17 protein-coding genes and 4 tRNA genes are annotated in these 19,140 nt (G+C 58.3%); 5 read left to right on the top strand and 16 right to left on the bottom strand.

The annotated features are described in order from the left end of the window. Position 1: 1 nt before the first annotated feature. Entirely contained in the window at positions 2–958 is a 957-nt protein-coding gene (locus ACIF4X_RS06165; RefSeq protein ID WP_397481395.1) for a sugar ABC transporter substrate-binding protein, read from the bottom strand. A gap of 201 nt (positions 959–1,159) precedes the next feature. After that, positions 1,160–1,609: a hypothetical protein gene (locus ACIF4X_RS06160; protein WP_397481394.1), complete on the bottom strand. Its 450-nt coding sequence runs from the start codon at positions 1,607–1,609 to the stop codon at positions 1,160–1,162. A 349-nt stretch (positions 1,610–1,958) separates the two neighbouring features. Between ACIF4X_RS06160 and ACIF4X_RS06155 the strand changes: the two genes are divergently transcribed. The 3 genes from ACIF4X_RS06155 to ACIF4X_RS06145 all read left to right on the top strand — a co-directional run bounded on the left by ACIF4X_RS06155 (position 1,959) and on the right by ACIF4X_RS06145 (position 4,207). After that, positions 1,959–3,047, top strand: a complete 1,089-nt coding sequence (locus tag ACIF4X_RS06155) for an asparaginase (protein WP_397481393.1) — start codon at positions 1,959–1,961, stop codon at positions 3,045–3,047. Between the two features lie 196 nt (positions 3,048–3,243). Further along, positions 3,244–3,513, top strand: a complete 270-nt coding sequence (locus ACIF4X_RS06150) for a DUF1654 domain-containing protein (RefSeq protein WP_090282667.1) — start codon at positions 3,244–3,246, stop codon at positions 3,511–3,513. A gap of 4 nt (positions 3,514–3,517) precedes the next feature. Then, on the top strand, positions 3,518–4,207 hold the full coding sequence (locus ACIF4X_RS06145) for an endonuclease (protein ID WP_095111733.1): 690 nt from the start codon (positions 3,518–3,520) through the stop codon (positions 4,205–4,207). Positions 4,208–4,263: 56 nt separating this feature from the next. Here the strand turns inward: ACIF4X_RS06145 and ACIF4X_RS06140 are convergent, their stop codons facing one another. Next, a complete protein-coding gene (locus ACIF4X_RS06140) occupies positions 4,264–5,175 on the bottom strand; it encodes a siderophore-interacting protein (protein WP_397481392.1) in 912 nt (303 codons plus the stop codon). 85 nt (positions 5,176–5,260) lie between these two features. After that, positions 5,261–5,626: an SPOR domain-containing protein gene (locus tag ACIF4X_RS06135; RefSeq protein WP_397481391.1), complete on the bottom strand. Its 366-nt coding sequence runs from the start codon at positions 5,624–5,626 to the stop codon at positions 5,261–5,263. A 250-nt stretch (positions 5,627–5,876) separates the two neighbouring features. Here ACIF4X_RS06135 and csrA point away from each other — a divergent pair, with 250 nt between their 5' ends. Further along, positions 5,877–6,071, top strand: coding sequence for a carbon storage regulator CsrA (csrA, locus tag ACIF4X_RS06130; RefSeq protein ID WP_003179932.1), 195 nt, complete (start codon positions 5,877–5,879; stop codon positions 6,069–6,071). 210 nt (positions 6,072–6,281) lie between these two features. Here the strand turns inward: csrA and ACIF4X_RS06125 are convergent, their stop codons facing one another. Continuing rightward, complete coding sequence (locus tag ACIF4X_RS06125) at positions 6,282–6,737, bottom strand: DUF2214 family protein (protein ID WP_397481390.1); 456 nt, start codon at positions 6,735–6,737, stop codon at positions 6,282–6,284. A gap of 615 nt (positions 6,738–7,352) precedes the next feature. Beyond that, positions 7,353–7,429: transfer RNA gene (locus tag ACIF4X_RS06120), tRNA-Val, on the bottom strand. 183 nt (positions 7,430–7,612) lie between these two features. Between ACIF4X_RS06120 and ACIF4X_RS06115 the strand changes: the two genes are divergently transcribed. Beyond that, positions 7,613–8,896 carry an NAD(P)/FAD-dependent oxidoreductase gene (locus ACIF4X_RS06115; protein WP_397481389.1) on the top strand — a complete coding sequence of 428 codons (1,284 nt, stop codon included), beginning with the start codon at positions 7,613–7,615 and terminating at the stop codon, positions 8,894–8,896. Between the two features lie 42 nt (positions 8,897–8,938). Here the strand turns inward: ACIF4X_RS06115 and ACIF4X_RS06110 are convergent, their stop codons facing one another. The 10 genes from ACIF4X_RS06110 to purF all read right to left on the bottom strand — a co-directional run. Further along, entirely contained in the window at positions 8,939–9,910 is a 972-nt protein-coding gene (locus tag ACIF4X_RS06110) for an XdhC family protein (protein ID WP_397481388.1), read from the bottom strand. 1 nt (position 9,911) lies between these two features. After that, positions 9,912–11,147: a c-type cytochrome gene (locus ACIF4X_RS06105; RefSeq protein WP_397481387.1), complete on the bottom strand. Its 1,236-nt coding sequence runs from the start codon at positions 11,145–11,147 to the stop codon at positions 9,912–9,914. Between the two features lie 2 nt (positions 11,148–11,149). Then, entirely contained in the window at positions 11,150–11,689 is a 540-nt protein-coding gene (locus tag ACIF4X_RS06100; RefSeq protein WP_034152761.1) for a (2Fe-2S)-binding protein, read from the bottom strand. Next, positions 11,682–14,513, bottom strand: coding sequence for a xanthine dehydrogenase family protein molybdopterin-binding subunit (locus tag ACIF4X_RS06095; protein ID WP_397481386.1), 2,832 nt, complete (start codon positions 14,511–14,513; stop codon positions 11,682–11,684). Before ACIF4X_RS06095 ends, ACIF4X_RS06100 begins: the two co-directional genes overlap by 8 nt. A 492-nt stretch (positions 14,514–15,005) precedes the next feature. Next, positions 15,006–15,082: transfer RNA gene (locus ACIF4X_RS06090), tRNA-Asp, on the bottom strand. Between the two features lie 93 nt (positions 15,083–15,175). Beyond that, positions 15,176–15,252: transfer RNA gene (locus tag ACIF4X_RS06085), tRNA-Asp, on the bottom strand. A gap of 56 nt (positions 15,253–15,308) precedes the next feature. Then, positions 15,309–15,384, bottom strand: a tRNA-Val gene (locus ACIF4X_RS06080). A gap of 216 nt (positions 15,385–15,600) precedes the next feature. Next, entirely contained in the window at positions 15,601–16,377 is a 777-nt protein-coding gene (locus tag ACIF4X_RS06075) for an SDR family oxidoreductase (protein ID WP_397481385.1), read from the bottom strand. After that, positions 16,374–17,585, bottom strand: a complete 1,212-nt coding sequence (locus ACIF4X_RS06070) for an O-succinylhomoserine sulfhydrylase (RefSeq protein ID WP_397481384.1) — start codon at positions 17,583–17,585, stop codon at positions 16,374–16,376. The genes ACIF4X_RS06075 and ACIF4X_RS06070 overlap by 4 nt, the downstream gene beginning before the upstream one ends. 73 nt (positions 17,586–17,658) lie before the next feature. Continuing rightward, positions 17,659–19,140, bottom strand: a 1,482-nt coding sequence (purF, locus tag ACIF4X_RS06065; RefSeq protein WP_397481383.1) for an amidophosphoribosyltransferase, incomplete at its 5' end; no start/stop codon positions are given.

Below are 19,140 nucleotides of genomic sequence, written 5' to 3'. Positions count from 1 at the left end.
CTTACTGAGTGACCAGCTCGACCGGTGTTTCGATCACGCCGTTGGCGCCGCTGTCGACTTTCTCGCCCTTGATGATTTTCAGCGCGGTTTCGATGCCGAACACAGCTTGCTTTGCAGCGAACTGGTCAGCGGTGGCCAACACGCGACCGTCTTTCAACATTGGCTTGATCGCATTGATGTTGTCGTAACCGACGACCTTCACCTGACCAGCCTTGCCGGCGGCTCGTACGGCGGAAACGGCACCGACGGCCATGCTATCGTTACCGGCCAGCAGCGCTTTGACGTCCGGGTATTCACTGAGGATCGACGCAGCAACCTTGTTGCCCTTGTCGATTTCCCAATCACCGGACTGCAGGGAGACGACCTTGATCTGCGCGGCGTCCATCGCATCCTTGAAGCCAGCGGTACGCTGCTGGGCATTGGTGGTCGTGGACACACCTTCAATGATGCCGACTTCGTCACCGGCCTTGAGCTGCTTGGCCAGGTATTCACCGACCAGACGTGCACCCTTGCGGTTGTCCGGACCTACGAAGGGAACGCTGATGTTTTTGCTTTTGACGATGGCCGGATCGAGCTGATTGTCGATGTTGATCACGGTGATGCCGGCATCAACGGCTTTCTTGATTACCGGCACCATGGCCTTGGAGTCAGATGGGGCGATAACCAGCGCGTTGACCTTGGCCAGGATCATCTGCTCGACGATGCGAGTCTGGCCAGCAGTGTCGGTTTCATCCTTGATGCCATTGGAGATCAGGTCGAAATCGGCGGAGTGTTCTTTCTGGTAGGCCTTGGCGCCATCTTCCATGGTCAGGAAGAATTCGTTGGCCAGAGACTTCATGACCAGCGCGACTTTAGGTTTTTCGGCGGATTCGGCGAATGCCGAGGAGACAGGTAGTGCGGCGGCTGTGGCAGCCAGCATAGCGACAGCAAGAAGACGTCCAGCGAATGGCAGCTTCATGGGTTCACTCCGATCTTATGATTATTGTGAGCAACGCTTGCGCTGGCGTAAGCTACTTGGCTTTCTGCCGGGCCATACAGCGCCGGTAGAGCCACGCAAACGTTTGCGTAGACCGAACTATGCGAATCCCGCTGACATTTGTCAACAATCAGAAATCGTCATTTGTTGTAGGGCGAATCGTCGGACTCGCCCCTTCGCTGCTTATACCGTGGTGCTGACCAGGTTACCGCTGGTGGAGTTCTTCGTCATTTCCTTGACCAGTGCACCGGCCACTTCTGCCATCGCAGCGCTGGTTTGTGCGATTTGCCCCTGAATGGACATCACCGCTTGCGATTTGGCCTCAGGCGTCGGATAGGTCTTGGCTTGTGCGGCCGCCAGTTGTTGTTGCTGCTCCTGAAGTTGCTTCTGCAGTTCCTGCATTCGCTTGAGCAGCAGCTTCACGGTGACGCTGAGGTTGTCGCCGCTTTCAGCCTTGCTGTCTTCTGGCGCGGCAGCACCACCGGTTCTGACTTGGTTGCTCTGCTCTTTCTCGATGCCCAGCGCTTCGGTAGAAGCGTCCGCCTCCGCCTGACTCAACGCATTGATAGTCGCTGCGGTTTTGCCGCCAATGGTGACTGCGCCAGGATTTGATAAACCGACCGTCAATGACATGTGAACTCCCTAAATTTCAGTTTCCTTGAACACCCATCGGCCCGCGCGAAGGTTTCTTTAGCAGAAACGCCGAAACGCGCCACTCGTTTCAGTGGACAAAAGCAGTAGTCCTTTTCGGAGAGCCGAACGCGAAAGTGTCCAGTGTTCGGAAACCCGGATAAACGATTCGCCCCGCGATTCGCCAACTCATAAAATATTGATGTAAATCATCGAGTTAAACATTTCTCTAACGCAAAGTACGGCTGGTACAGATCCTGCTCCCTTCACCGCACCCCAGGCATCCAGATCGGCTCGGGGTGCATCTAGATGAACCTGCATCAGCACCGTCTCACTACTAGAGAGAAAAATAATGAAATCTGCTTTCAACAGTTTGGTTCCGGGCGCTTTGGCCCTACTCCTGCTCCTGCCTTCCGCCCTTCAGGCGAAAGAAGTCGAAACCCAGACCAAGCTCGCTAACGTCGTGGTACTTGCCACAGGCGGCACCATCGCCGGTGCCGGCGCGAGCGCCGCCAATAGCGCCACCTATCAGGCGGCCAAGGTTGGCATCGAACAATTGATCGCCGGCATTCCCGAGTTGAGCAAACTGGCGAATGTGCGCGGCGAACAAGTCATGCAGATTGCCTCCGAAAGCATCACCAACGAAAACCTGCTGCAACTGGGCCGTCGCGTGGCCGAACTGGCCGATAGCAAAGACGTCGACGGCATCGTCATCACCCACGGCACCGACACCCTGGAAGAAACCGCCTACTTCCTCAACCTGGTGGAAAAAACCGACAAGCCGATCATCGTCGTCGGCTCGATGCGTCCGGGTACCGCCATGTCCGCCGACGGCATGCTCAACCTGTACAACGCCGTGGCCGTGGCCAGCAGCAAAGAAGCGCACGGCAAAGGTGTACTGGTGACCATGAACGATGAAATCCAGTCCGGTCGCGACGTCAGCAAGATGATCAACATCAAGACCGAAGCCTTCAAAAGTGCCTGGGGTCCACTGGGCATGGTGGTAGAAGGCAAATCCTACTGGTTCCGCTTGCCAGCCAAGCGTCACACCATGGATTCGGAATTCGACATCAAGAACATCAAGAGTCTTCCTGACGTAGAGATCGCTTATTCCTACGGCAACGTCAGCGATACTGCCTACAAGGCTCTCGCCCAATCCGGGGCCAAGGCCATCATCCATGCCGGCACCGGTAACGGCTCGGTTTCCTCCCGCGTGGTTCCGGCCCTGCAAGCGCTGCGCAAGGATGGCGTGCAAATCATTCGCTCGTCCCACGTCAACGCCGGCGGCTTCGTTCTGCGTAACGCCGAACAGCCGGACGACAAGTACGACTGGGTTGTGGCTCACGACCTGAACCCGCAAAAAGCCCGCATCCTGGCAATGGTCGCGCTGACCAAAACCAACGACAGCAAAGAGCTGCAACGGATGTTCTGGGAATATTGATGGACCTTCGCCCAATCAATTCTTGATTGGGCACACTGCGCCACTCGCCTGTCGGTTGGGTGGTGCATCGCTCACAACGCTCTCGCATTTTTCCCACAAAAAATTCGCCACGACCTACACCAAAACAGGAAAACCGCTGTCAGAGGATTTTCTTGAATTTTAAGCAGTTGCGAAAATGCTTACAGTTAAATACTGTATGCACGTACAGCTTAATAAGGATAACCTCGTGGCCACCTCCCCAGATGCTCCTGACGCTTACGAACGCATGGGCATGCGCGTTCAGAAAATCATCAATTCCCCCACTGCACAGAAAGCCAAAGCCGCCCTGATCTTCCGTCTGCCCGACGAGCCGATGGATGACTGGGAGCGCCTGCTCGAGGAAATCGACGAGAACGACAACGTTACCCTCGCCTATCGCGACGACGGTGGCGTGCAGATTTTTTGGGTTGTGCCGAAGGAAGATTGATTCAATGAGTGTCCGTTGTTTTGCTTTGCTGCTGCTGTTTATCACCATGGGAGCCCAGGCTGGTGCACCCCGCACATTTACCGAAGCCAAGAAGGTCGCCTGGAAACTGTATGCGCCACAGTCCACAGAGTTTTACTGCGGGTGTAAATACACCGGCAACAAGGTCGATCTGAAAGCCTGCGGTTACGTACCGCGCAAGAATGCCAAGCGTGCGTCGCGCATCGAATGGGAGCACATCGTGCCGGCCTGGCAGTTCGGCCATCAGCGTCAGTGCTGGCAGGAAGGTGGAAGGAAGAACTGCACCCGTTACGACCCAAGCTATCAGAAGGCCGAAGCCGACTTGCATAATCTGGTACCGAGCATTGGCGAGGTCAACGGAGACCGCAGCAACTTCAGCTACGGTTGGTTGCCGGTGCAATCCGGGCAGTACGGCTCGTGCCTGACCCAAGTCGACTTCAAGGCGAAGAAGGTCATGCCTCGTCCTTCGATACGCGGCATGATTGCCCGCACATACTTTTACATGAGCAAGCAGTACGGCTTGCGCCTGTCGAAACAGGACCGCCAATTGTATGAAGCGTGGGACAAGACTTACCCGGTACAGGACTGGGAACGTCAGCGCAATCAGAGCGTGGCGTGCGTGATGGGGCGCGGCAATGAGTTTGTCGGCCCGGTGAACATGAAAGCCTGCGGCTGATTTCAGTGCCAACAAAAAGGCCTCGAACGCGATGTTCGAGGCCTTTTCATTTGCGCTTAATTAGCCGCTTTGTTGTGTCGCCAGTAACCCATCAAATTGAGTGACTCACGAGGGATGCCACACTCCTTGATAAGGTATCTGCGCAAGCTCATCACTGCGGCAGACTCTCCGGCAATCCAGCCGTAAAACCCTTCAGTGGCGGTTTCGGCGATTTCCCAGAGAAGGTCCTGTTCTATGTCGACGTCAGCCAATTCGATCGCTTGTCCCGCCGAAGAAACGTGAACAGGTAAAGTCGCCGCCCTCACCGCTTCCACCATCAGCGCTCCCGCGACGGTTTCGTTCGCCGGATCCCGGATCAGCCAACGCACCGACAGCCCAGGCCAATCAGGAACGGCAAGCATGTCCTGAACGCTGTCCACTTCGAAAAATGCCTGGACTTGCGGCGGCGCTGCGAGCAACGCCAGCTCATCCAGAATACCCATGGCTGCCGGCAGCGCGGTCGCATCTGCAACGAGCAAAACCTGGTTGAGCGCGTGTGGTGGCTTCCACTCGAAACCGCCAGCCTCCTTCGCCGAAAAATGCCGATCAGGCGCGAGGATCTGCATCGAATCACCCGGCTGCGACCGCAGCGCCCAGCGCGACGCCGGACCGGTCTCGCCATGGAGAACAAAATCAATATCGACTTCGCCTTGCTCCGCTCGCAGATTGCGGATGGTGTAGGTGCGCATGGCGGGACGTCGATCTGCCAACATCGCACGGAAGCGAGCGTACCAACCATCTTCCTGGGAAAGCTTCGCGTGAGAACCGTTGGCTGCAGGGAAAAACAGCTTCACCCGCTGATCCGGCGCCCAGGTAGCCATCTCGCTGACTGCTGGGCCTGCGAGCGTGATCCGCATCATGTGCGGGCTCAGCTGAGTTTTACGATGCAAGATGGCATCGAATAATTTGTAAGGATTGGCGGAGGCCATGGGGAACTCCTTCTGGAAATCATCTGGACCCTTTAGGAACGAGTCGCGTTTGATAGCCTTTAGGAGATTCCGCTGACCGGATCATTTATGGCGTGAGCGGATGCTCGACCAACACCGATTCAATGTTCTGTTTTTTGGCCTTCACCAACGCCGCATCCACTTGTACCTTGCGAGCTTCGGCTTCAGCCTGGGAATTGAACGGGCCAATCAGGATCCGCGTTTTGCCGCTGCTGTCCTTGATTACCGTAGGCACGAAGGCGTGCTCGATCAACCAGCCGCTCAGGTCGCTGACAGCCTGAGGAGTTTCGCCGCGCACCTCGAGATCCCATTGTGGTGCAGCCGCCGCCGGCGCCGTGACTGCGGCCGATTGTGGCTTTGGTGCGTCTACATTCTTGCCTTCACCACAGCCTGCCAATACCAGTGCCGCGACTACCCAAACCAATTTGCGCACAACGCTTTCCTCGAAATTCTCAAAGCCGCGATCTTATCATTCATAAATACTTCGCGAGCCCCGCAAAATGGGCACAAAACAACGAGATTGATGGTTGCAGCCTCTGTATAGTTACGCCCTGGGAATTAATGCTGCTTCTGCGCGTCAGAAAGAGGCACCCAAACCGTGAGACTTCGCACTAATCTATACGTACCACCGACCTCTGCACTGTCTGAATCAGGTGCCCTACAAAGCAATCAAGGAGAAGACCATGCTGATACTCACCCGCAAAGTCGGTGAAAGCATAAATATCGGTGATGACATCACTATCACCATTCTGGGCGTTAGCGGCCAACAGGTCCGCATTGGTATCAACGCTCCGAAAAACGTTGCCGTGCACCGTGAAGAGATTTACCAGCGTATTCAGGCTGGCCTGACCGCCCCGGACAAGCCACAGACCCCCTGAACCAATCGCAGTCAGTAGCCAGTCCGTTTACCTTGTGGAATGACTGGCTAGAGATTCACGCGCCGTATTGCCATCCGCTCCCCACTCTGCTGGGCACGGCGCCTGACACACCTCCTCCCCTTCACACCTCCCCTCTTGCTGCCGGATACTACCTGCCATCCCCCTGGCTGGCTGTCGGACGTTTCCGATAGAGCGAAGAGAATTCGCCCTCTAACCAAATGTCACGCCACGCGCCATGCCTGTGGCCGCCACCATCATCAGTAGCAGCAAAAACGCCTCGACATGACTGATTCGCGCGTACAGCTGTGCACGCCCGGTGTCGATCGCTGCGCCGCGTGCGGACGCGATCCGCCACTTTATCAACGTGATCATCGGGGCGAGCTCTACAATCAGGATCAGCACGAACAGCGTCATCTTCAGATGAAACAGCGGTTGATGAAGATAATAGTCGGTGCCTTTTTCAAAGCCGCCAAAAGCCCGCATTCCGCCTGTCACCAGCAGAATCAACGCAGAGACACCCCAAATATTATCGGCAAGCAAAACGCGCCTGGCCTCACCTGCGCCAGCAGCGAGGCGACTGAATGCCGTTCCACGCGTCAGAATCGCCCAAAAGCCCAAGGCAAAAGCCAAGAGATGAATAGCTGCTAGAAACCAGTGAGCCAGCATCGATACACCCCGTCAGAAAGAGTTGAAAATCGGCCAGTCAGTAGTAGTAGTCGAAAAAACAGGGATTTGCCTGCGAGGAATCGCCAGGCAATTACGAAGGATCGAGAGGAAATGAAGCGGCAAAGCCAAATCGCAGGCAAAAAAAATCCCAAGCAGCTGATGGAAGCTTGGGATTTAAAAATGCATAAACCGTGGTGGTGAACGCGGGGCGAATGTTACTTAATTCCACGAACAGTAACAACGTTTTTTTGATAACTGGTTGGTTAGTAACACTTGTAACCTGTTCAATATCCACACTTTTTCAAAGGGCGCTGGCGACGAACGGTGAATCGTCGGCCAACTGCCTGACCCGACGACGCAGAAATTTGATCGTGGGTGGGGAGACGCCCAAGACTGGCGCACGCCATTCAGCAATGACCGCAAAACGGTGAAGTACGACTCGCTGTGGATCAACACGCCTCGCATGGAATTTCGAATGCCCTGAGATCGACTAAACGCGAAGTCCACCTGACGCCCTGAGGAGGGTTTTGCAAAAGTTTTGCAAATCGCAGACAACAAAAAAGGGCTCACCTTTCGGTGAGCCCTTCCAGACCGCCCAGCAGAGCGGATTTTGTTTGGTAGGCGCGATTGGACTCGAACCAACGACCCCCACCATGTCAAGGTGGTGCTCTAACCAACTGAGCTACGTGCCTGCTGTGAGGCGGCATTCTACGGAATTCCGGAGGGGTGTCAACACCTTTTTTTCACCTAACCCTATGAATATGCAAAATATTTAATTTCGGGTCGTCGACGAAGATTTTCCGGTGGCTGGCGGAGGTTTTTCAACTCGGGTAGGATCGGCGCACTCGTAAAATATATTAAACAGAGGCGGCAGGATGGCGAACACCCCTTACCCAGAGTCTTATTACGCTGCGTCGGCCAATGCCGTACCGCCCCGCCCTGCCTTGCAGGATGACGTGGAGACGGACGTCTGTGTGATCGGCGCCGGGTATACCGGGCTGTCCTCCGCCCTGTTCCTGCTGGAAAACGGCTTTCGCGTCACCGTGCTGGAAGCGGCCAAGGTCGGTTTCGTGGCTTCGGGGCGCAATGGCGGGCAGATCGTTAACAGTTATAGCCGCGACATCGACGTCATCGAACGCAGCGTTGGCCCCAAGCAAGCGCAACTGCTCGGGCAGATGGCGTTCGAGGGTGGCCGGATCATTCGCGAGCGCGTGGCCAAGTACAACATTCAGTGCGACCTGAAGGACGGCGGTGTATTCGCAGCCCTTACCACCACGCAGATGGGCCATCTGGAATCGCAGAAACGCCTCTGGGAGCGTTTCGGCCATACGCAACTCGAACTGCTCGATCAACGCCGCATCCGCGAAGTGGTTGCCTGCGATCAGTACGTCGGCGGCATGCTCGACATGAGCGGCGGCCATATTCATCCGCTCAACCTCGCGCTCGGCGAAGCAGCGGCGGTCGAGTCGCTCGGCGGTACGATCCATGAACAATCGCCTGCCGTGCGCATCGAGCGCGGCGCCAATCCGGTGGTACATACACCGCAAGGCAAGGTCAGAGCCAAGTTCATTATCGTCGCCGGCAACGCGTACATCGGCAATCTGGTGCCGGAACTGGCGGCCAAATCGATGCCGTGCGGTACGCAAGTGATCACCACCGAACCGCTGGGCGATGAGCTGGCAAAAGCCTTGCTGCCGCAGGACTACTGCGTTGAAGACTGCAATTACCTGCTCGACTACTACCGCCTCACGGGCGACAAACGCCTGATCTTCGGCGGTGGTGTTGTTTATGGCGCAAGGGATCCGGCAAACATCGAAGCGATCATTCGCCCGAAGATGCTCAAGGCTTTCCCGCAACTCAAGGATGTGAAGATTGATTACGCATGGACCGGAAATTTCCTGCTGACCCTGTCGCGTTTGCCGCAGGTTGGACGCCTGGGCGACAACATCTATTACTCGCAGGGTTGCAGCGGCCATGGCGTGACGTATACGCACTTGGCGGGCAAAGTATTGGCTGAGGCTTTACGCGGCCAGGCTGAGCGTTTTGATGCGTTTGCCGATTTGCCGCACTACCCGTTCCCGGGCGGGCAACTGTTGCGCACGCCGTTTGCCGCACTGGGTGCGTGGTATTACGGGCTACGCGATAAATTCGGAATGTAAAAAAGGGCCGCGGATAGCGGCCCTTCTTATTAAACACAGCACTCAGAGCTGATCCCGAGCAATCCCGCTCCGGATCCGCAGAATATCCGCCAGCACCGCCAAGGCAATCTCCGCCGGCGTCTTGCTGCCGAGGTTAAGACCGATCGGCGCGTGAATTCGCGCCAGCTCAGCCTCGCCCAAGCCGCCAATCCGGCGCAAACGCTCAAACCGCTTCTGCGATGTTTGCAGCGAACCCATCACGCCAATGTAGAACGCTTCAGTGCGCACCGCTTCCATCATCGCCAGATCGTCGATACGCGGATCATGCGTCAGCGCCACGACCGCCGTATCACGATGACAGCCACCGTCGGCAATAAACACCGACGGCAATTGCCGACGAATCTCCACGCCATCCAGCACCACACCTTCCAGCACTTCATCGCGTGGATCACAGAGAATCACTTCAAAGCCAAGGCCAACGGCAAACTCGGCACACGCCTGCGCCACGCTGGAATACCCGGCGAGCAACAAACGCTGGGCCGCGCCAATACGAATGCGCACCCGATCAATCTCACGCTCGATCCGCGCACCCTGCTCGCGATCAGCAAACAAAGTGCGTGCACCGCTGACCAGATCGACCTCGCGAATCAAGCGGCGCTGACCCAGCAGCGCCGACTCCAATTCACGCAGATGCGCCTGCACCTCACAGTCGGCGTCAAATTTCTCTACCAGCACATCGAGAATGCCGCCACAGGGCAGACTGACCCGCGAGCGCGGATCGTCGCCTTCGCCGTAACGCACGACGTTGACTGCATCGAGAAACGCACCTTCGGCGACACGCTCAAGGAAATCTTCCTCGACGCAGCCGCCGGACAGCGAGCCGATCCACTGTCCGCCATCGTTCACTGCCAGCAGCGAACCCGGCGCACGCGGTGCCGAGCCGTAAGTCGTCAGCACGGTGCAGAGCCAGATGCGCTGCCCCGCCACCGACCACTCCAGCGCCCGACGAACCACTTGTAGATCGAGATGCTGCATGTCAGTGCGCCTTGTGCTCGATGGACGGTGCGTCGGCTTGCAGCTTCTGCACCTCGCTCACTGCCAGCTCGGCGGACTGACCGCCCCAGCCCTGGCGCAGGTAGTTGAGCAGATCGGTCAGCTGTTCCGGACTGAGTTTGTCGGCAAAACCCGGCATCGGCTGCATATGCTCGAACCCGGAGAACTTCTGCTCGCCGATCCCATCCTCGATTACGCGCAGGAGGTTGCGCGGATCCTCGAGACGCAACGTAGTATTGCCGCGCATGGCCACCGCGATGTGCGGTTTGCCTTCGCCACCGACCGCATGGCAACCGGCGCAGACGTTCAGGTATTCCTGCTGGCCGCGCTGGGCACTGGCGCTGAGTTTGTCCACGGGCACTTCAACCAGCGTTTTCGCTGCCGGCGGTTTGTCGCCGAGCAGGAACGTCGCCATCGCCGCCAGATCGGTGTCGCTCAGGCCTTGCGTGCTGTTGTGGAACACCGGGAACATCTCGTTGAACATCGTCCCCTGCGCACTCATACCGTGCTTGAGGAACGTGCCCAGGTCCTGCTCGTTCCAGCCGCGAGCGGCCAGATCAGTGGCCAGTAGGCTCGGCGCCAGATAACCATTGAGGATGCCGCCGGTCAGACGTTTGTCCAGTTGCATCGCACCCGGCAGGCCACGTGGCGTGTGGCATTCGCCGCAGTGACCGAGGACTTCGACCATGTACTGGCCGCGCTTCCAGGCTTCACTTTTGCCTTCGGCCGGCTCCAGCTTCAGCGCTTTGCCGTACATCATGTTCCAGCCGATCAAACCCGGGCGCACGTTAAACGGGAAGCTCAGGCTAGTGACCGGCGCTGCGCGCTCGATCGGCTCGATGGTTTTCAGGTACGCATGGACCGCGTCCGAATCTGCACGCGGCATCAGGTGATACGAGGTGTACGGCATCGCCGGATAGAGGTTCGCGCCATCACGGCGCTTGCCTTCAGTCAGCGCGGCGAAGAACTCGTCATCGTTGTACAGACCGATGCCGTGCTCCTTGCTCGGGGTGATGTTGGTGCCGTAGATCGTGCCGAATGGCGAGACGATCGGCAGCCCGCCAGCAAACGGCGCGCCACCCGGAGCGGTGTGGCAAGCCATGCAGTCAGCGGCGCGAGCGAGATATTCGCCGCGCTTGACCTGATCATCGGCGTGGGCCAACAACATCGGCGCAGCGAGGCCGACCGCCAAGGTCAGGCGGGTCAGAAAAAGCTTCATGCTTAACCCTCCTTGACCAGGCCGAGATCGGTGAGCACGTTGCGGGTGGCGTTGTAATAACGCACGTACCCGGTGCAACGGCAGACGTGATGGCCGAGGCTGTCCTCGATGACTTGTTCGAGCTTGCTTTGCACAGTCGGCTGGCGCTGCAGCTTTTCCACCAGCACGGTCGCGGCGTTGACGAAGCCCGGTGCGCAGTAGCTGCACTGGAAGGCGAACTCGTCGACGAAGCGCTGCTGGATCGGGTTCAGTTCGGTGACCTGGCCCGCCTCATCGCGCTTGGCGTGAGCTTCGATGGTGCGGACTTTCTTGCCCTCGAAGTAATGCGCGCCGGTGATGCAGGTGCGCACTTCTTCGCTGGTGCCATCCGGATTGTCGACGATCACCACACAGGCGTGGCAGATGCCCTGGCCGCAGCCCAGTCGCGAGCCGGTGAGGTTTTTGTATTCGTGCAGGTAGTCGATCATCGGCAGGTCATCAGGGATGTCCACCGGGCCGACGGATTGACCATTGAGGGTCAGTTGAAACGGACGGTTAGCCATTGAGGGCCTCCTTGATGCGCGCAGCAGTGATTGGCAGATCGCGAACACGTTTACCGACGGCATGCGCCACGGCATTACCAATGGCCCCGACGATCGGGATCATCACCACTTCGGCGATGCCTTTGGACGGATCGCTTGGCGACAGCGCCGGCAGAATCTCCGACGTCTGTTTCCACACGGCAACGTGGCGCGCCATCGGCAGACGGTAACGGTTGAAGTTCCAGTCACCCTCCCCCGGTCCGCCTTCGTACAGCGGCATCTCTTCCATCAAGGCGTGGCCGATGCCCATGGCGATACCACCTTCGAGTTGGCCCTTGACCAGTTCTTCGACCAGCACACGACCGCACTCGACCCACGAATGGTGGTTGAGCACTTCGACTTCTGCCGAGCCTTTGTTGACCTTCAACTCGACCAGCGTGGCGACCGGGCTGTAGTAGGTCACGGCAGCGTTGTTCAACTGCACAACCGGGTAATTGATGTTCTGGCGATCCAACAGGTGGAAACCCGCCGTGTTCATCAGCGCTTTCTTGGCTTTCGGTGCGCCATCACCGTACTTCACTGCCAGACCGTCGAGCGGCAGGCGTTCGCGCACGCCGTCGATGCTGTATTCGGCTTCAGCCCAGCTCCAGCGGTTGAACGCATGAACGGTGGCGCCGGTCACCAGACCACGCTCGTGAGCATGTTTGGCCAGCTCTTCGAAGCTCAGCGGCTGCATGCCGTTCGCGGTGAGTTTACCGTCAACCCAGTGCGCATCTTCGCGACGTACAACGTAAGGGTTGGCTTGACCGCCATAAGGACCCTGACGCCAGATTTCCATGGCCGCCGGCCACAAACCGTTGTTGAACAGCACGCGGGCCGCTTCACGGGTGGCGTGGCTGAAGTAGTAAGCAGAGTTGGTCGCGGATGAGGCAGACGCTAACTTGCCAACCCAGCGCGGATTACGCAGCAGGTTGTCCTGCTCGGCCTGACTCATGATGTAAGGGTTGCCGCTGGTAATCAGCTGCATTTCCTTCCATTCGGTTTCGCCGGTTTTCACTTCGTGCGCCGGACTGCCGAGGAAATCGGCAACCACCAGGGCTTGCGAGGTGGACATGCCGGTGCCGATTTCAATACCGATGTGGCGCAGGGTAATGCGACCGTCAGCGGTGAATTCGATGCTGGCCATCGGCGCTTCGGAACCGGTGCCGAAGTCTTTCTGGCAGATGGCGAAACCGACGCCGTACCAGTTGTCCGGGTCTGCGGCTTCGCGCTGTTTCTTGATCGCGTCGCGGTTTTTCCAGACTTCGTGTACCGAGGCCTTGTCGAGAATTTCATGCAAGCGCAGAGCACCGGCCGGGATCGCGCCCTGAGTGTTTTTCATACCGGAACGCAGGGCGTTCTTGCGACGCAAGTCGATGGCATCGACACCGAGGCGATTGGCGATTTCGTCGACCATCATCTCGGTCGCCGCCATGCTTTGCAGGGTACCGTAACCACGCATCGAACCCGCCTCGACACCACGCGAGTGGTAGGCAGTGACTTGCAGGTCGTTCTGCGGCATGTAGTAGATCGACTGCGCCGCCGTGGCGCCAACCGCCGCTACGGATGGGCTGTAGTTGATCCGACCACCACCGTCGACGCTCATTTCAGCGCGGAAAATCTTGAAGCTGTAGTCGTTCTTGTCCACGGCCAATTGGTAGCGGATGTCGAACGGGTGACGCTTGATGCCGCTCTGGAACTGTTCGTAGCGGTCGTTGGCCAAGCGCACTGGTACACCGGCGCCATACAACGCGGCAAGAGCTGCGTAGTAGACGAAGATGTTGTGATCTTTGGAACCGTAACCAACGGTGTAACCCGGGTGCATGTTCAGGTTGGCCAGGCCGAAACGCGACGGCGCGATCATTTTCGCGGTCTCGGTCGCAGCTTCCAGCGGGCACTGGGTGGCCACGACGAAGTGCAAGGTCTTGGTTTTCGGATCGTACCAGCCGTTGCCGTTGTCCGGCTCCATGGCGGCCGGTTCGATCGACGGGGTTTTGTAGCGCTCGTCGAACACCAGCCAGTTGTCCGGCGGCGTATCGATCTCGTTCTTCATGCGGTCGGCGTAAAACAGGCCACGCTCGGTCAGGTTGCCGTGCAGGTTCGGCTGGGAATTCCACACCGGACGACGGTTTTTCAGCATCGGGAACAGAATCGAGTCTTTGAGGCTGGCGAATTCGTCTTCGTCTGCCGAGGTCGGTCCGCCGACGCGCACGTAGCGGAAGCTGCCGTAGGGGTCACCTTCGTAGAACGGCACTTTGGCACCGTAACGAATCGCTTTGTCATTGAATTTGAGTTTGTTCTTGGCCTGACGGAAACGCTCGAAGTCGTTCCAGATCAGGATCGCTACCGGGTGACCGATGAACATCGGCACTTTGCCTTCCGGCAGCAGTGGATCCGGGGCGTGCTCCTCCGGGAAGACGATGCCGTCCTTGTCCAGATCCGCAGCGGTGACGATACGGTCGGGCTGCAAATCGGCGCCAAGCCACGACAAGTCGTAGCCGTCGTAGATGCGGTCAGCCTTGATGGTTTTCAGCAACATGGCGTGGCCTTGCTGCTCAGGCCAGCCCGGCATGTCCTTGGAGCGGATGTCGCGGGCAAAGACTTTGCTGCCGCAGACCTTGGACAGTGCATCGTTACGCTGACGCGCCTTGCCGTTGTTGCCGAGCCATTTCTCGGACGGCACGGTGACAGTGTTTTCCATCAAGGCAGCCAGCGCCTGACTGCTGAGCGGCGTGAGCGTGACGCTCACACCCGCCACCAGCCCGCCCTGGAGGAACGAGCGCCGGGATATTTCACGGTTGGACATGGATCATCCTCTGGGCGGTTATGTGTCCGCCCTTCTGGTTATCTACTGGGGAATCTCGAGTCTTGCAGAAGCCCTTCTTGGCTAAACGAAGGACGAAATGACAGTGCAAAGCTGACCGAAAGGTTAACTTTAAAGGTTTCTGCGCTCGCAGCAAACAACCAGATACAAATTTCTGACTAAAGAATCAAAAAAGACAATGCGACGTGGCACCGCATGGCCCCAACGCCATCCTCATGTAGGAGCTGACGAGTGACACGAGGCTGCGATCTTTTGATCTTGTTTTTTACGATCAAGATCAAAAGATCGCAGCGTGCCGCAGCTCCTACAGAGATTCGTGTCGGGCGCAGGATCGGAGGAAGAGAAAAAGAAGGGAAGGCAAATTTCAGACACAAAAAACCCCGGTCTTTCGACCAGGGTCTTTGCTATCGATTCCGAATCAACCAGTGGTTGCTTTCGGTGCTTCAAGGCGTTCAGTGGTCCTTGAAGCAGATATGGCGCAGCGGACGGGACTCGAACCCGCGACCCCCGGCGTGACAGGCCGGTATTCTAACCGACTGAACTACCGCTGCGTATCGCTTTGAGCTTGCGCTCAAGTAACTCGTTTTGACTGCCAGCTTCGGTGCTTGGCAATCGCGAACCAGATAACTCTGACTCGTAAAATATGGCGCAGCGGACGGGACTCGAACCCGCGACCCCCGGCGTGACAGGCCGGTATTCTAACCGACTGAACTACCGCTGCGCGTCGGTGCAGGCACTTTCAGCCTACGCTCTTGCTTTCGCAAGTCTCTCGGGGAGTGGTGGGTGATGACGGGATCGAACCGCCGACATTCTGCTTGTAAGGCAGACGCTCTCCCAGCTGAGCTAATCACCCGTTTGCATCTCCGAGGCCGCGAAATTTACGCAGGTAGCGAACCTAAGTCAATAGCAGGATTGAAGTTTTTCTAAAAAAGACGAAATTGTTTCCATCCTGCAAAACCGCTTTCGCGAGCGAACCCGCTCCCACAGGGGGTATGCATTCCAAATGTGGGAGCGAGCCTGCTCGCGAAGGCGTCAGCTGATTCAACGCAAATTCGGCGAAAAAGGCCATCTACTCGCTGTAGATCATCTTTTTCGTCATGCCGCCATCGACGACGAATTCCTGCCCGGTGACAAAACCGGCATTTCTCGACAGCAACCACGCAACCATCGCCGCCACGTCTTCAACCATCCCTACCCTGCCCGCCGGATGCTGAGCATGATCGGCATCTGCCAAAGGCTCCGCTCGACGTGCAGAAGGATCACGCGCATCGATCCAGCCCGGACTGACCGCATTGACGCGAATCTCCGGCCCGAGACTGATCGCCAAGGCATGCGTCAGCGCCAACAAGCCACCCTTGCTCGCCGCATACGCCTCGGAGTCCGCCTCCGACTGTCGCGCACGAGTAGAGGCCAGATTGACGATCGAACCATTGTGCGCGCGCAGATACGGCGCACAGTGCTTGGCCAGCAACATCGGCCCGCTGAGGTTGACCGCCAGCACGCGATTCCAATAAGCCAGGTCGAGACTTTCGAGCGTGATGTTGTGCGGGTCAGCGACCGCCGCGTTGCACACCAGTGCATCGAGACGACCAAACTGCCCCAACACCTCAGCAACGCCGAGTGCTACCTGGCCCTCATCAGCAACATCCATCGCGATGAACCAAGCATTGTCGCCCAGCACCTTCGCGACTTTCGAACCGCGCGCACGATCCAGATCCGTCAGCACCACTTGCCAGCCTTCGCTGATCAACCACGCCGCGATCCCCAGACCGATACCGCGCGCGGCACCCGTGACCAGTGCAACGCGGCCATGGGTACCGGCTGCAGGGGTGGACAACTCGATCACAATGCCGCCAGACCGCGCGCCAGATCGGCTTGCAAGTCAGCGACATCTTCCAGGCCGACCGCAATGCGGATCAGGCTGTCACGGATACCCGCCGCTTCACGCTCCTGCGGCGCCAGACGGCCGTGAGAAGTGGTGCTCGGGTGGGTGATCGTAGTCTTGCTGTCGCCAAGGTTGGCAGTGATCGAAATCAGTCGCGTCGCATCGATAAAGCGCCACGCGCCCTCTTTGCCACCCTTGACCTCGAAACTCACTACCGCACCGAAGCCTTTCTGCTGACGCAGGGCCAGCTCATGCTGCGGATGGCTCTTGAGACCGGCGTAATGGACCTTCTCGATGCCGTCCTGCTGCTCCAGCCATTCGGCCAGCGCCTGAGCATTCGCGCAGTGTGCCTTCATCCGCAGATTCAGGGTTTCCAGACCTTTGAGGAAGATCCACGCATTGAACGGGCTAAGGGTCGGCCCGGCAGTACGCAGGAAACCGACGATCTCTTTCATCTGCTCACTGCGACCGGCCACCACGCCACCCATGCAACGGCCCTGGCCGTCGATGAACTTGGTCGCCGAGTGCACAACGATGTCTGCGCCCATTTTCAGCGGCTGCTGCAAGGCAGGTGTGCAGAAGCAGTTGTCGACCACCAGCATCGCGCCTTTGGCGTGAGCGATTTCCGCCAGCGCGGCGATATCGACCAGTTCAGCCAGAGGGTTGGATGGCGATTCGACGAAGAGTAGCTTGGTATTCGACTTGATTGCCGCATCCCACCCCGAAAGGTCGGCCAGTGGCACGTAGTCGACTTCCACGCCAAAACGCTTGAAGTACTTTTCGAACAGGCTGATGGTCGAACCGAACACACTGCGCGAAACCAGCACGTGATCGCCGGCACTGCACAGGCTCATCACCACCGCCATGATCGCGGCCATGCCGGTGGCGGTCGCAACGGCCTGCTCGGCGCTTTCCAGTGCAGCAATACGCTCTTCGAACGCACGTACGGTCGGGTTGGTGTAACGCGAGTAAACGTTGCCCGGCACTTCGCCGGCAAACCGCGCGGCCGCATCGGCAGCCGTGCGGAACACGTAGCTGGAGGTGAAGAACATCGGATCACCGTGCTCACCTTCCGGCGTACGGTGCTGACCGGCACGTACGGCCAGGGTATCGAACGCTACGCCTTCGAGGTCGCTGTCCAGCCGACCGGCATCCCATTCCTGACTCATGCTGTCACTCCTTGCCCTGTTCGCGAAAATTGAAAGTCAGATACAAAACCGGCCCCTCAGGGCCGGTAGAAACTCAGTTGTTGTACAGATCGATGATCGCACTGACCGCCTGGGTCTTGATCTTCGAGGAGTCGTTTCGCGCCTGTTCGATCTTGTTCAGGTAAGCCTCGTCGACGTCGCCGGTAACGTACTTGCCGTCAAACACTGCGCAATCGAAGTTCTCGATCTTGATCTTGCCGCCACCGACCGCTTCGATCAAGTCAGGCAGGTCCTGATAGATCAGCCAGTCAGCGCCGATCAGATCCGCCACGTCCTGAGTCGAGCGATTGTGCGCGATCAGTTCGTGCGCGCTCGGCATGTCGATGCCGTAGACGTTCGGGAAGCGAACCGCTGGAGCGGCCGAGCAGAAGTAGACGTTTTTCGCGCCGGCTTCGCGGGCCATCTGGATGATCTGCTTGCACGTGGTGCCGCGCACGATCGAGTCGTCGACCAGCATCACGTTCTTGCCGCGGAATTCCAGTTCGATGGCGTTGAGCTTCTGGCGTACCGACTTCTTGCGCGCCGCTTGGCCCGGCATGATGAAGGTCCGGCCGATGTAACGGTTCTTGACGAAACCTTCGCGGAATTTCACGCCCAGGTGGTTGGCCAGCTCCAGTGCTGCGGTACGGCTGGTGTCCGGAATCGGGATAACCACGTCGATGTCGTGCTCTGGACGCTCGCGCAGGATCTTCTCGGCGAGTTTCTCACCCATGCGCAGACGGGCCTTATAGACCGACACGCCGTCGATGATCGAATCCGGACGCGCCAGGTAGACGTGTTCGAAAATACACGGGGTCAGGGACGGGTTGGTCGCGCACTGACGGGTGTGCAGCTTGCCGTCTTCAGTGATGTAGACCGCTTCGCCCGGAGCCAGGTCGCGAATCAGGGTGAAACCGAGCACGTCCAGCGAAACGCTTTCGGAGGCGATCATGTACTCGACGCCTTCGTCGGTGTGACGCTGGCCGAACACGATCGGGCGGATGCCGTGCGGGTCGCGGAAGCCGACGATGCCATAACCGGTGACCATCGCCACGACGGCGTAACCACCGACGCAACGGTTATGCACGTCGGTCACGGCGGCAAACACGTCTTCTTCGGTCGGTTGCAGCTTGCCGCGCTGGGCCAGTTCATGGGCGAACACGTTGAGCAGCACTTCCGAGTCGGAACTGGTGTTGACGTGACGCAGGTCGGATTCGTAGATCTCTTTGGCCAACTGTTCAACGTTGGTCAGGTTACCGTTATGCGCCAGGGTGATGCCGTAAGGCGAGTTGACGTAAAACGGTTGGGCTTCGGCCGAAGTCGAGCTGCCCGCGGTCGGGTAACGGACGTGACCGATACCCATGTGGCCGACCAGGCGCTGCATATGACGCTGCTGGAACACGTCACGCACCAGGCCATTGTCCTTGCGCAGGAACAACCGGCCATCATGGCTGGTCACGATACCGGCAGCGTCCTGGCCTCGGTGCTGGAGCACGGTTAGCGCGTCATACAGCGCCTGATTGACGTTCGACTTACC

Origin of the sequence: Pseudomonas sp. NPDC085632, assembly GCF_044541255.1 — a bacterium.
GTDB lineage: Bacteria > Pseudomonadota > Gammaproteobacteria > Pseudomonadales > Pseudomonadaceae > Aquipseudomonas.
The sequence above is the reverse complement of the archived record's forward strand: the minus strand, read 5'-3'. Positions and strand labels throughout refer to the sequence as shown.